Genomic DNA, 13,555 nt, shown 5'->3' on the forward strand with positions numbered 1-13,555 from the left:
TGGTTCATGGTTCCAAAAACCGGCGCCCTCGTCGAGCCGTCGGTGCTGGCGGGGCTCAGCCCACGGCCAGCACCGCGAAGGTGTCACCCAGGGCGATTTTCGCCGGGTGACGGCGGCCAATAACAATGCCGTCGACGCCGGCGCGGTACTCCGCTGGGGCAACACCGGTGCGCTCCATGGAATACACCCGGGCGATCAGATCGCCGACGCGCACGGCATCGCCAAGATTAACCACGAATTCCAGCAATCCGGCGTGCTCGCTGTGCAGGTAGTGAGCCGCGTCGGGGATTTCCAGCATTCGGGTGGCCGCTGACGTCGGCGCGCCAGCGAGGATGCCGGCGTGGCGGAGCAGGTTTTCGGCGCCGCGTTCGGCCAGCGCCACCGATTCTGGCGTGGAGGTGCCGCCGCCGCGCAATTCGGTGCTGACGAACACCTTGCCCTGACCTTCCACCACGGTGTCGAACAGGGCGTCGCCCTCCAATTCCGCCATCAACAAGGTATTCGGGGCTCCGAAGGCGAGGGTCGCCTCCATGCAGCGCCGGGCCAGTTGTTCGTCTTCCAGCCGGTGGGTGGCGGCGAAGGGCAGCAGGTCCAGGGTGCGGCCTCCCGAGTGCATGTCCAGCACCAGATCGCTGATCGGCACCAGATAACGGGTGAAATAATCGGCGATCCGCTCGGTCAGTGTGCCGGTGGGGCTGCCGGGGAAGGCGCGGTTGAGGTTGCCCTTGTCGATCGGCGAGGTACGGGTGCCATTGAGCGCGGCGGGGTGGTTCATCATCGGCACGATGATCACCCGGCCGGTGAGGTCCTCGGCGCGCAAACGGTTGGCCAGCTTGATCAGGGCGGTGATGCCCTCGTATTCGTCGCCGTGGTTGCCGCCGGTGAGCAGCGCGGTGGGGCCCGCCCCGTTGCGCACCACGGTGATGGGAATCATCAGACTGCCCCAGGCGGAGTCATCGTGGGAGTGGGGCAACTTGAGAAAGCCGTGCTGAACGCCGTCCAGCTCAAAGTCCACGGTGGCGGTGATCGGGCTGGGCAGCATGGCGTCTCCTGTGATTGTTGGCGGCCGGCCGGGGCCGGTTCATTTCCCACGCCCATGACGGGCCGGCGGCTTTGGCCCTATAATGCCCGTTTTCGCGGCGGGGCCGGCAGCGATTTCGCGTCATGCCCGGCGCCCCGCCACGCCCCGGAAAACAGGAACCCCACGTTATGGCCGATAAAGGCACCCTGTACATTGTTTCGGCCCCCTCGGGCGCGGGCAAGACCTCTCTGGTGGCGGCGCTGGTGGACAAGCTGCCACGGCTGAAGATCTCGATCTCGCACACCACCCGGCCCCGTCGCGAGGGCGAAGTGGACGGCCAGAACTACCACTTTATCGAGCGCCGTGACTTCGTGCGGCTGGTGGAGGAAGGCCGTTTCCTGGAGCACGCCGAGGTGTTCGGTAACCTCTATGGCACCAGCGCCGACTGGGTGGCAGGATCCCTGCGCGGCGGCGAGGACGTGATCCTCGAGATCGATTGGCAGGGCGCCTCGCAGATTCGCCATGTGATGCCCGAGGCGGTCAGCATCTTTATTCTGCCGCCCTGCCTGAAGACCCTGGCCGGGCGGCTGCGCAGCCGCGCTTCCGACGACGAAACCGTGATCCAGCGCCGGCTGGCCGGCGCCCGCGAAGAGATGAGCCACTACGGCGAATTCGACTATCTGGTGGTCAACGACAACTTCGAGCATGCCCTTCACGAGCTGTCCGCCATCGTCGAGGCGAACCGCCTGACCACCGACCGCCAGGCGGTTCGCCAGGCCGCCACGCTCGCCGACTTGTTGTCAGGCCCCGAAACCCAGTAAAATCCCGCTCCCTGCAACAGGAGAACACCATGGCCCGTGTAACCGTAGAAGACTGCCTGGAACACCTGGACAACCGTTTCGAGTTGGTTCTGGTGGCCAGCAAGCGCGCCCATCAGCTGCAAAGCGGTGGCAAGGAGGCTCGGGTCGCCTGGGAGAACGACAAGCCCACCGTGGTGGCTCTGCGCGAAATCGCCGAAGGCCACGTGAACGCGGAATCCGTCGAAGCGCCGATGCTCGACCAGGATGGCGAGGTCGATGACCTGGCCCTGCTGACCCAGTCGTTCGGCGAATAAACACCGGATCAGGCTTCGAATGACAGCGCGGCGCTGGCCGCCGCGTGGTCACCGCCGTGCCGCTCACAACGCCTGCGCGCCACCTCCGCTCAGCTCCATCAGGCGCCGCCCGCTCTCCTCAAAGCCCTTTCTCTTAAAAACCCTTTTCTTTTCAAGCACTCACGGCAGCGTCGTGGACAAATCGTCACGTCAAATCTAAGCTGGTGGTCCATGCGGCTAATTCTGTCACTCTCAGCCACATGGACCACTTGGACGATCAACCAACCTGACGCGCCCGGCGAGGAACCTTGCCCTCTATCCGCAATTTGGAAAAACGGCTTCACAGCTACCTGACGGACGATCAGATCGCCCAGGTGACGCGCGCCTATCGTTTCGCGAAAAAAGCCCACGAAGGGCAGTTCCGGCGCACCGGGGACCCCTATATCACCCACCCCCTGGCGGTGGCCAATATTCTGGTCGACATGCACATGGACCACGCCTCGCTGATGGCGGCCATGCTGCACGATGTGATCGAGGACACCGGCATCAGCAAGGAGCAGCTCGCCAACGAGTTCAGCGAAGAGGTCGCCGAGCTGGTGGACGGGGTGTCCAAGATCGCGCAGATCAAGTTCGAATCAAAAGCCGAACAACAGGCCGAGAATTTGCGCAAAATGATGCTCGCGATGACCCGCGACATCCGCGTGATCCTGGTGAAGCTGGCCGACCGCCTGCACAACATGCGCACCCTGCATGTGATGAAGCCGGAGAAACGCCGCCGCATCGCCACCGAGACCCTGGAGATTTACGCGCCAATCGCGTTCCGGCTGGGCATGTACAACATGCGCATCGAGTACGAGGACCTGGCGTTCCACAATATTTACCCGATGCGCGCCAAATTGATTGGCCAGGCGGTGAAATCCGCCCGAGGCAATCGCCGCGAAATTCTTTCTTCGATCAAGACCAGCATCGAACAATGTCTGGAAGAAGAGGGCATTCAGGGCCGCGTGCTGGGCCGCGAAAAGCATTTGTACAGCATCTACCAGAAGATGAAAGAACAGCACAAGCCGTTCTCCGACATCATGGACGTGTTTGGTTTTCGCATCATTGTCGACCGCGTCGACACCTGTTATCGGGCGCTCGGCGCGGTGCACAATTACTTCATCCCGATTCCCGGTCGCTTCAAGGATTACGTGGCGATCCCCAAGGCCAACGGCTATCAGAGCCTGCATACCACGCTGAAAGCGCATTCGGGCATTCCGCTGGAAATCCAGATCCGCACCGAGGAAATGGAAGCGATGGCCAATAACGGCATCGCCGCCCACTGGCTCTACAAGGCCGAAGGCGAGTCCGGTTCACCCACCCACACACGCGCTCAATCCTGGATGCAGCGGTTGCTGGAATTGCAGCAAAAGGCCGGCAATTCCATGGAGTTTATCGAGAACGTCAAGGTGGATCTGTTCCCCGACGAGGCCTATGTGTTCACGCCCAAGGGCGACATCAAGGAGCTGCCCGCCGGCGCCACGCCGGTGGATTTCGCCTATGCGGTGCACACCAAGGTGGGCACCCGCTGCGTGGCGGCGCGGGTGGACGGCAAGCTTTCGGCGCTGTCCACGCCACTGGAATCCGGCCAGACGGTGAAAATCATCACCGCCCCCAACGCCAGCCCCAACCCCGCCTGGCTGAACTTCGTGGTCACCGGCAAGGCGCGCTCGAACATCCGTCATTTCCTCAAGCAGCAACGACAGGAAGACGCGGTGGAACTGGGCCGCCGCCTGCTGGATAAAGCACTGGGCGGCTACGACATGAATGTCGAGCAGCTTCCCGCGACCACCGTGGCCAAAGAGCTGCTGACCTACAATTACCCCAGCCTGGATGCTCTGCTGGAAGACATTGGCATGGGCAACCGCCTGGCGCCTCTGGTGGCGCGCAAACTTTCCGGCGTGCTCGGCGATGACCGCCACGACGAAGACGACCGCCGGCCCCTGGCGATTCGCGGCAGCGAGGGGCTGACGGTCACCTACGCCAAATGCTGTTACCCGTTGCCCGGCGACACCATAATTGGCCATCTGAGCGCCGGCCGTGGCATCGTGGTGCACCGCGACACCTGCAAGAACCTGCTCGCGGAAATGCGCAGCGCGCCGGAGAAGTGCATTGCCCTGAATTGGGATAAAGAGGTGGAGCAGGAGTTTACCGCCGGCCTGCGCATTGAACTGATGAACAAAAAAGGCGTGCTGGCGACGCTCGCCAACAGCGTTTCCGAGCTGGGCTCGAACATCGACACCATCGACATGGCGGAGAAAGACCCGACTCTCTCCGTGATCAACGTCACCCTCACCGTCAAGGATCGCATTCATCTGGCGCGCATCATCAAGCGCTTGCGCACCCTGGACAATGTTGTGAGGATTCACCGCATCAGCGCCTGACGGAATCCCCGGCGGGCCACCATTATTGTTGGGAAGAAGACCATGTCCAACCGTTCCGTGATCAACACCGACCGCGCCCCGGCGGCCATTGGCACCTATTCACAGGCCATCAAAGCCGGCTCCACCGTTTACCTGTCCGGGCAGATTCCCCTGGACCCGGCCACCATGGAGCTGGTGGGCGGCGAAGGCGACATGCAGGCGCAGATACGCCGCGTGTTCGACAATCTCAGCGCCGTGTGCGAGGCCGCCGGCGGCGGGCTTCAGGACATCGTCAAACTGAATATTTTTCTTACCGACCTGAGCCACTTCGCTCTGGTTAACGAAATCATGGCCGGTTATTTTCAACAACCCTACCCGGCCCGCGCCGCCATCGGCGTGGCCGCGCTGCCTAAAGGCGCCGGCGTCGAAATGGACGCGATCATGGACATCGCCTGAACAACCGCTGTATGGCGCCTCGCCCCGGCGAGGCGCCGACATCCCATTATCGCGCACCCGCCTTGCACCATCGGTTACCACCTGCCCCGGCCTCCCGCTTTTCCCCTTGCCCGTTTTTGAAGCGCCCTGCCTCTTGCTAACGCATCATTCTCCCGCGCTCAGGATCAAGCTTCTTACAAAGCTCATTATTCAGTTAATAAAACAGGCATTTATTCCTGCAAAATAGCTAATAAATACAAAAAAATATCGGATGGCATTCAAATTGCTTTCCCTTGCCCCCGAAAAAGCAAAAACCAACCATCACCATCAAGGGGAAGCTTCGACATGAGCATGTTCCATACGCTCTCCGCGCCGAGAGCACTGGGCGCCTTTTGGTTTGCCACCTGCCTGGGCCTGACCGCCTGCGGCGGCGACTCCAGCCACCACGACTCAGGCGAGGAAGCGAAAACCACGCCGGATTCAGTGTACTCCGGCACCGCCGCCGACCCGGCCGACATGGGCGATTTCGCCGTCGCCCACGAGGAATACGACTTCGGTCGCATGACCCTCAACGACGAAAAAAATGGCGACAGTTACGAATCCACCATTCATGGCTACATTGAATACCCCGAAGATCAGGCCGGGCCGTTCCCGGTGGTGCTGATCCTGCACGGCCGCCACGGAACCTGTTACAGCGGTGGCCGCGATCCGGACACCTGCGCTGACCCGATCCCCAGTTTTGAAGGTTACGAGTACATCACCGAGAACCTGGCCAGCCACGGCTACGCGGTGCTTTCCATCGACGCCAACTACGTCAACGCCAACGACAGCAGCCCGGGCAATGGCGACACCGGCGCCCTGGCGCGCGCCCAGTTGATTTACCGGCACCTGGATGAATTCCGCACCATCAATGCCTCCGGCGGCAACGGCTTCGATGCGCTGGTTGGCAAACTGAACTTCGATAAAGTCGGCATCATGGGGCACTCCCGAGGCGGCGAAGGCGTCGATCGCGCGGTCCTGTACAACCGCAACCAGCCGGAGCCGATCAACATCACCGCGGTGTTCGCCATGGCGCCCACCGACTACAACACCCTGACCGTATCCAACGTGGCGTTCACCGCGCTGGCCGGTTATTGCGACGGCGACGTGGAAGATCTGATGGGCAACTATGCCTTCGACACCAGCCGCTACGCGGTGGCCAACGACCCCTATCCGAAGTTCCAGCTGATCCCCATGGGCGCCAACCACAACTACTACAACACGGTCTGGACCGACGACAGCCGTCCGGACGACTGGACCATTCTGGACAGCGACGGCGACGACCCCTGGTGTGGCGAGAACGCCGCCGGCAATGGTCGTGACACCCCCGAACTGCAACGCGCCCAGGGCCTGTTCTTTGTCGCCTCGTTCTTCCGTTACTTCGTCGGCGGCGAGCAGGAATACGCCTCTTACTGGAGCGGTCAGGCCAGCGTGCCCGACAGCATCTGCCCCAACGGCGCGCCCTGCGACGACCGTTATCTGTTGTCCGTTCACGCCCCGGCGGAAGACCGCCTGGTGGTCGACGACACCCTTGATCCGGCCAGCCTGACCACCAACAACCTGGGCGGCGCGGTGACGTTCGATGGCTTCTCCAACTTCGGCATCTGCCAGACCAACGGCCGCCCCGGCGAAGGCTGCGACGTGGCCACGCCCACCTTCAACACCGCCGAGCAACTGTTCATGGCCTGGGACACCACCGCCACCTACCGCACCGAACTGCTGGACCAGGACGTGACCGATTTCCAGGTGGTCACCCTGCGCGTGGGCATCTCCCACGGCGACCTGGATAATGAAGCTGGCCAGGATTTCCACATCGTGCTCGAAGACATGGACGGCAACCGGGTGGCGGTCGCCGCCGACGATTACAGCGACGCCCTGTTCTTCCCGCCCGGCCGCGCCTTCTACGACGACACCAACCACGGCTCCCAGAAAACCACCCTGAACGCCGTGGACATTCCGCTGACCGCTTTCGATGGCATCGATTACCAGCACGTCAAAGCCCTGGAAGTGGTGTTCGACCAAACCCCGGCCGGCACCATCCAGCTCACCGATGTGATGTTCCAACGAGTGGATTTCTAAACAACGTTGCTTTAATTGCGAGATTTCGCGGGGCCCTTCGGGGCCCTTTTTTTTGACGTCAGACGCTGGACGCTGGACGCTGGACGCTGGACGCTGGACGCCAACATAAAACCCCATCTTCGAGAACGGCAAGCGGGTTTGGCGTGTTGCGTGTTGCGTGTCGCGTGTTGTTGCGTGTCGCGTGTTGCCTGCCCAGCCAGCCCCCCGCACCGCCGCCTGAAACAATCCAATGCAATTTAACGCGGCCACCACCACTTTGTTGATGCATCTCTCAGCCCGGGCACGTTCCCACGGCACCGAAACGGTAAACGCTTGACACTTTTTTCGCCGGGAGCGGATATTACTTGTCCGTCAATACAAAACAGTGTTTCGCACTGCGAAACATAAACCGGCGGGCCAATAAAAATATCAAACTGTCTCGGGAGACAAAATCGTGAAACCCCATTCCATAATATCGACGGAAGGACTGACGAAAACATTGGGCGGCGCCTTGCTCGCCTCCTCTCTGCTGCTCACCGCCTGCGGCGGCGACAGCGACCACCACGACGGCGGCGACCAAGAGCCTGAACGGGTACAGGACACCCGCAGCTTCTCGGTCAATGAAGAAGAGTTGGCTTTCGATGAACTGGCAGGCGCCCTGGAAGCCGATCAATGGTACGGCGTGCGCCCCAATGGCGCCGGCTACCGCGTGGAAGTGCCGGACGACTGGAACGGCATGCTGGTGATGTACGCCCACGGTTATCGCGGTGAGGGCTCCGAGCTGAGCGTGTCCGACCCGGCGATTCGCGGCTGGCTCCTGGAACACGGCTACGCCTGGGCCGCGTCCAGTTACTCCACCAACTATTACGATGTGCGCACCGGGGTGGAAGACACCAACGAGCTGGCGTTGGCGTTCACCGAGATCGCCGAAGAGAACGGCCGCACTCTCAACGAGCCCAGCAAAATCTATATCACCGGCCATTCCATGGGCGGCCATGTCACCGCCGCCGCCATCGAGGAAGAAGCTTACGCTACCGCCAACAACCACGTGGAATACAACGGCGCCGTGCCGATGTGCGGCGTGGTCGGCGACACCTTTGAGTTCGATTACCTGGCCCGCTTCACCCTGGGCGCTCAGCACCTGGCCCACCTGGCCGACGACAGTGCGCCGCCCCTGGAAAGCTTCCCGGCCACCAACTTCGACGTGGACGCCATCAACAGCGTGTTCTGGGACGTGGTGCCGGCGGTGGGCGTGCAAGGCGTGACCACGGAAACCGGCGACAAAATGGCCGATCTGGTGCGCGACCTCAGCGGCGGCGATCGGCCGATCTTCGACATCGGCTTCCGCACCTATTACTGGGGCGTGGTGATGGGCACCGGTGGCCGCGATGGCACCGTCAACGGCATTCTCGCCGACGATCTGTCCGGTAACGAAGGCTACGCCTACCAGCTCGACCAGGATCTGAACACCGTCAGCGACGAAGAGCAGGCGTTCAACGAGAGCATCCTGCGCGCGCCCAACGACCCGGACGCCAACGCCCTGCGTGACGATGGCCTGCGCTGGATTCCGGTGGTCAACGGTGAGTTCAGCATTCCGGTGGTCAGCCTGCAGGGCCTGGGCGATCTGTACGTGCCATTTCACCACGGCCAGATCTACCGCGAACGCGCCAACGCCAACGGCAGTGGCGACTGGCTGGTGCAACGGGCGATCCGCTCACCGGGACATTGCGACTACACCCTCGATGAGCAGGAAACCGCCTTCGCCGACATGATCAACTGGGAACAGAACGGCATCAAACCCGACGGCGATGACGTGCTCGACGCCGACACTGTCGCCGACCCGCTGTACGGCTGCCAGTTCAGCGACGACCGCGCCGGCCTGCCTGGCTGTACGCCTCAGTAAGTACGCTGGCACGCTGGCACAAAAAAACCATCGCCTTTGGCGGTGGTTTTTTTACTCAAGGGAAAGGCGGTGCTGCTATTTGGCTAAAAGATTCGCGGTCAAGGACCGCTCCCACAGCGGCGCTGTAGAGCGGCCCGGCTGAAGGATTCCGCTGTGGGAGCGGTCCCTGACCGCGAATCGGCGCAGCCGGCCGGCTTATCAGCCTGGCAAGGGAAGCGCTTTCACGCCCCTCCCCTACAACCCCAGTTCCGAATCCAGCACCGCTTCAAAGCCCTCGGGCAGTACGTCGGCCCAGGCGCGCAGGCCGTTTCTGAGCCCTTCCAGGGTGCCGGCGGTCAGATTGGCGTGGCCCACCTTACGGCCCGGGCGCACCGATTTGCCGTACCAGTGCACCACGCCGGGGTGTTGCAGCCAAGCCTGGTCAAAGGGGGTGCCGATCAGATTGACCATGGCGCTGGGGCCGTGCACGTTGAGCGAGTGCAGCGGCACGCCGGCCAGGGCGTGCACGTGCAGATCGAATTGCGACCAGTCGGCGCCTTCGTGGGTCCAGTGGCCGGAGTTGTGCACCCGGGGCGCGATCTCATTGACCAGCAGCTCACCGTCCACTTCGAAGAACTCCACCGCCATCACCCCGGCGTAGTCCAGCTCTTCCATGATGCGGCGCAGAATCCCCTCGGCCCGCGGCTGCAGGGCGACGCAGGCGTTCGCCGGCGCCAGGCTAAGACGCAAAATGCCGTCCACGTGCCAGTTGCGGGTGAGCGGGTAGAACAGGGTTTCGCCACGGGTGCTGCGCGCGCCGACAATGGACAGCTCGCGGCGGAATGGAATCTTCTTTTCGATGATCGCCCGGCCCGCCAGCTCCGTCGCTGGCACCGCGTCCAGGCGGCCGCCGTCGCCGACAATCCAGGTGCCACGGCCGTCGTAGCCGCCGCTGCGCGCCTTGACCACCACGCCAGAGAATTCCGCCATCGCCGCGCTCAGATCCTCGGCGCGCTCCAGGGTCCGCCAGGGGGCGCTGGCGATGCCCAGCCAGTCGAGCATGGATTTCTGGTCAAAGCGGTCGGGAATCACCGCCAGAGCGCCGCGCGCCACGCACCGCTCGCTGTCCGCCAGGCGGGCGGACAGACCGGTGTCCGGGAACGCCTCGCGCTCCACGGTGATGACCGGATAGCGCTGCAAACATTCTTCCCAGGTGATCGGCACCGGCAGATCCGAGGTGCCGGGCAGCAGCACCGCGCGCTCCGGGTCGTAGCGATCCACCACCAGACCAAGCCGGGCACCGGCTTCCGCCATCATCAGACCCAGTTGGCCGCCGCCAAGCACCAGCACGCGATTGATCGCATTTTCCAACTTGCTCTCCCTTAATCCAGCGGGCCCCGCCCGGCCTAACCCTGGCCGAGGTCGGCGTTGGCCAGGACTTCATCGGCCCGCGACGCCTTCCAATCCGCGATGCGCTGGAGCAGCGCCGGGTCGTGGGCAGCCAGCATCTGTGCCGCCAGCAGGCCGGCGTTGTAGGCGCCGGCGGCGCCGATCGCCAGCGTGCCCACGGCCACGCCACGGGGCATCTGAACAATCGACAACAGGCTGTCCAGCCCGGACAGCGCGCGGCTTTGCACCGGCACGCCCAGCACCGGCAGCGGCGTCATCGAGGCGATCATGCCTGGCAGATGAGCGGCGCCGCCGGCGCCAGCGATGATCACCTTATAGCCGTCGTCCACGGCGCCCCGGGCGAACTCAAACAGCCGCTCGGGAGTACGGTGCGCGGAAACCACCTGCGCTTTCCAGCCCACGGCGAACTGACCGAGGGCGTCGCAGGCCTCTTTCATGGTCTCCCAATCGGATTGCGAGCCCATCACCACGGCTACCGGTACTGTCATCGCTCCACTCCCTAGGCCGGCGCGGGCGCGCCGACTGCCTCAGGGCGCCCTGGGGGGCGCTTGAAAAAGGGCAATACTTTACCCGTTCCACGGCACGGTACAAGCCGCGTAAGGCACCCAAAGATACCGCAGCCGCCATTGGCAGCCCAGCACGGTGGGCCGGCAAAGCGTCGCACGTCTGACCTCGAACGTCCGGCGCCAACATAAGCCCCCGTTTCCAAAGGCATTGCGGCAACGAAACAGGCCCTTGCGCGGCTCAAACCGCCCGGCTTGGGGGTGAAGCGTCCGCCCCCCCAGGCCGGCGCTTTTATGAAAGTTCGGCCTGTGCACCCGCTCATTATTGCGAATTGATCTCAACTGCGCCTTGTGAAGGCGATTCACCGAGCCCAGGTTGCAAGGACGGTCGCGAAACGCGGCCCTTTGAAACGGACGAAAGGAGCAAGACGATGAAAGTACAGGATGTCATGACCCCCTCGCCCCATTACCTGGAGGCGGACAGCAGCATCGAGCAAGCGGCGAAGCTGATGCGCGAACACCACGTGGGCGTGGTGCCGGTGGGCGAGAATGATCGCCTGATCGGCATGGTCACTGATCGTGATCTGGTGCTCAGAGCCCTTTCCGAAGGAAAAGGCCCGGATACGCCGGTCAAGGATTGCATGACCGGCATGGTGCTGTATTGCTACAGCACCGACGATGTCGCGGACGTGGCGGCCAACATGCAGGAGCAGCAGGTGCAGCGGCTGATCGTTCTCGACAAGCCGGACAGCAAAAGCATGGCCGGCGTGATCTCGCTGTCGGACATCGCCACCGCCGGCGACAACAGCCACGACATGGCCAGTTCGATTTCCTCGTGCAGCAAGCGCTACCAGCGCGCCGCCTGACTCCACCCCCCTGAAGAGACCGCTCCGCGCGCCAGACGCGGGGCGGTTAAGCGGGCAGCAACGCCTGATAGCCCTGCCGATAGTCCTGAAAACGCAGCCGGTATAACCCCTCGGCGATATAGCGGCTGATGATCCGTTTGCCGGTGGGCGTGGCGGTCGGCACCGTCAGTGGCAAGCCCCGTTGTTGCGCCAGCCAGGCGTACACGTCCAGATTACTGACCGGATGATTGTCGGTGCCCACCACCACGGGCGGCACGTCCTCGCCGGCCAGCCAGCGGCCGGCCAGATGCTGCAGCAGCCCGACGCAATCGTCGCGGTGTATGCGATTGCTCCAGGCGGGCGCGGGCAGGGCTTCCTCGCCGCGCGCCAGCTTCTCGACCTTGTTCAATAAACGACTGCGCCCCGGCCCGTAGATGCCGGAAAAGCGCACCACCGTGGCCAGCCCCCGGGCGCTGATCTCCTGTTCCGCCGCCAGCATCACCCGGCCGTTGTAGCGGCTTGGCTGGGGCGGCGTGGTTTCGTCCACCTCACCCTGCACGTCACCAAACACGGCGGTGCTGGAGACAAACAGAATCGGCGGCAGCGGCTGGCGGGCGGCCAGTGCATCCAGCAGGGTCAGCGGGGCACGCAGGTAGGCGGCCAGATAACCCGCCTCGGAATAGTCGCTGGGAGTGAGGATGATCACCAGCAGATCAACCCGGTCCGGCGGCAGCAGCGCCGCCCCCTGAAACAGGTCCTGGCTGTACAGTTCAACCCCGGCCGGTGCGCTGTCGCCACGGCGAATGCCGCTGACGCGGTGGCCATCGGCGAGCAGCGCCCGGGCCAGGCCGGCGCCCAGATCACCCAGACCGGCAATCAGAATATGGCTCATGGTCGTTGAGTCCGGCAGAATGGCAGCACGATCTCTCATTGAGAAAATAAGTTGCGCTTATGACCCTAACAGAACTTCGCTATCTGGTCGCCCTCGCCCGCGAGCGTCATTTCGGCCACGCCGCCCAGGTGTGCAATGTCAGCCAGCCAACACTCAGCGCCGCCATTAAGAAGCTGGAGGAGCAACTGGGCATGCCGCTGTTCGAGCGACGGCCTCGGGAAGTGGTGGTCACGCCTCAGGCGGAACCGATTGTCGCCCAGGCCCAGCGGGTGCTGGAGCAGGCCGATCTGCTTGAGCAGATGGCAATGAGCCAGCGTGATCAGCTCGGCGCGCCGTTGCGCGTGGGTGCCATTTTTACCGTGGCGCCGTATCTGTTCCCGACCATGGTACCGCGAGTGCGCGCCGCCGCCGCCGAGATGCCGCTGTTCATTGAAGAGAACTACACCCACGTGCTGCGCGGCAAACTGGAGCGTGGCGAACTGGACGCGATCATCGTGGCGTTGCCTTTTTCCGGCGGCGGTCTGGTGCGCGCAAAAATGTACGAGGAATCGTTCTCGGTGCTGCTGCCGGGCGATCACCCCTGGACCAAACAGACCCACATCAAGCCCGACCAGCTGCTCGACGAAACCCTGCTGCTGCTCGGCGAGGGCCACTGCTTCCGCGATCAGGTGCTGGAGCTGTGCCCGGCGATCACCTCCGAACGCCAGCGCAATCTGGTGCAGATCGAGGGCGGCTCCCTGGAAACCCTGCGCCATATGGTGGCCTCGGGGCTGGGCATCACCATTTTGCCGGACTCCGCGCTCTACCAGCACGGTTACGACAAGGATACTTTCGCGGTGCGCCCGTTCACCGCGCCGGTGCCCTCACGCACCATCGCCCTGGTATGGCGGGACAGCTTCCCCCGGCCCAAAGCCATTGAGGTTCTGCGTCAGTCGGTGCCCCGCCAGGGATTGGCCGCTTAGCGGCCTTTCCCGC

General features: G+C 63.4%; 12 protein-coding genes. 8 read left to right on the top strand and 4 right to left on the bottom strand.

Features of this window, described 5'->3' with window-relative positions; translation table 11 throughout:
• Nucleotides 1-55 precede the first annotated feature (55 nt).
• The gene (gene doeB / locus CGS25_RS00235; RefSeq protein ID WP_101674184.1) at nucleotides 56-1,042 is read right to left on the bottom strand and encodes a N(2)-acetyl-L-2,4-diaminobutanoate deacetylase DoeB; all 987 of its coding nucleotides are present in this window, start codon (nucleotides 1,040-1,042) and stop codon (nucleotides 56-58) included.
• Nucleotides 1,043-1,209: 167 nt separating this feature from the next.
• On the opposite strand from doeB, the gene gmk reads away from it, so the two are divergent.
• The 6 genes from gmk (at nucleotide 1,210) to CGS25_RS00265 (ending at nucleotide 8,951) form a co-directional block, all read left to right on the top strand.
• Complete coding sequence (gene gmk, locus CGS25_RS00240; RefSeq protein WP_101674185.1) at nucleotides 1,210-1,842, top strand: guanylate kinase; 633 nt, start codon at nucleotides 1,210-1,212, stop codon at nucleotides 1,840-1,842.
• A 29-nt stretch (nucleotides 1,843-1,871) separates the two neighbouring features.
• Nucleotides 1,872-2,135: a DNA-directed RNA polymerase subunit omega gene (gene rpoZ, locus CGS25_RS00245; protein ID WP_089034007.1), complete on the top strand. Its 264-nt coding sequence runs from the start codon at nucleotides 1,872-1,874 to the stop codon at nucleotides 2,133-2,135.
• A 287-nt stretch (nucleotides 2,136-2,422) separates the two neighbouring features.
• Nucleotides 2,423-4,537 carry a bifunctional GTP diphosphokinase/guanosine-3',5'-bis pyrophosphate 3'-pyrophosphohydrolase gene (spoT, locus tag CGS25_RS00250; protein ID WP_089034006.1) on the top strand — a complete coding sequence of 705 codons (2,115 nt, stop codon included), beginning with the start codon at nucleotides 2,423-2,425 and terminating at the stop codon, nucleotides 4,535-4,537.
• Between the two features lie 42 nt (nucleotides 4,538-4,579).
• Entirely contained in the window at nucleotides 4,580-4,972 is a 393-nt protein-coding gene (locus CGS25_RS00255; RefSeq protein WP_089034005.1) for a RidA family protein, read from the top strand.
• A 324-nt stretch (nucleotides 4,973-5,296) separates the two neighbouring features.
• Nucleotides 5,297-7,069, top strand: a complete 1,773-nt coding sequence (locus CGS25_RS00260; protein ID WP_089034004.1) for an alpha/beta hydrolase family protein — start codon at nucleotides 5,297-5,299, stop codon at nucleotides 7,067-7,069.
• Between the two features lie 490 nt (nucleotides 7,070-7,559).
• Nucleotides 7,560-8,951, top strand: coding sequence for an alpha/beta hydrolase family protein (locus CGS25_RS00265; protein ID WP_232802169.1), 1,392 nt, complete (start codon nucleotides 7,560-7,562; stop codon nucleotides 8,949-8,951).
• 234 nt (nucleotides 8,952-9,185) lie between these two features.
• On the opposite strand, the gene CGS25_RS00270 is transcribed toward CGS25_RS00265, so the two are convergent.
• Both CGS25_RS00270 and purE read right to left on the bottom strand, forming a co-directional pair.
• Nucleotides 9,186-10,301 carry an ATP-grasp domain-containing protein gene (locus CGS25_RS00270; RefSeq protein ID WP_232802170.1) on the bottom strand — a complete coding sequence of 372 codons (1,116 nt, stop codon included), beginning with the start codon at nucleotides 10,299-10,301 and terminating at the stop codon, nucleotides 9,186-9,188.
• Between the two features lie 35 nt (nucleotides 10,302-10,336).
• Complete coding sequence (gene purE, locus CGS25_RS00275; RefSeq protein WP_089034003.1) at nucleotides 10,337-10,828, bottom strand: 5-(carboxyamino)imidazole ribonucleotide mutase; 492 nt, start codon at nucleotides 10,826-10,828, stop codon at nucleotides 10,337-10,339.
• Nucleotides 10,829-11,274: 446 nt separating this feature from the next.
• On the opposite strand from purE, the gene CGS25_RS00280 reads away from it, so the two are divergent.
• The gene (locus CGS25_RS00280; protein WP_089034002.1) at nucleotides 11,275-11,709 is read left to right on the top strand and encodes a CBS domain-containing protein; all 435 of its coding nucleotides are present in this window, start codon (nucleotides 11,275-11,277) and stop codon (nucleotides 11,707-11,709) included.
• Nucleotides 11,710-11,755: 46 nt separating this feature from the next.
• Here the strand turns inward: CGS25_RS00280 and CGS25_RS00285 are convergent, their stop codons facing one another.
• A complete protein-coding gene (locus tag CGS25_RS00285; protein ID WP_101674186.1) occupies nucleotides 11,756-12,580 on the bottom strand; it encodes an NAD-dependent epimerase/dehydratase family protein in 825 nt (274 codons plus the stop codon).
• Nucleotides 12,581-12,639: 59 nt separating this feature from the next.
• Between CGS25_RS00285 and CGS25_RS00290 the strand changes: the two genes are divergently transcribed.
• A complete protein-coding gene (locus CGS25_RS00290; RefSeq protein ID WP_101674187.1) occupies nucleotides 12,640-13,542 on the top strand; it encodes a hydrogen peroxide-inducible genes activator in 903 nt (300 codons plus the stop codon).
• The last annotated feature ends 13 nt before the right edge of the window (nucleotides 13,543-13,555 follow it).

Source organism: Alloalcanivorax mobilis (assembly GCF_002864685.1).
GTDB classification, from domain to species: Bacteria; Pseudomonadota; Gammaproteobacteria; order Pseudomonadales; family Alcanivoracaceae; genus Alloalcanivorax; species Alloalcanivorax mobilis.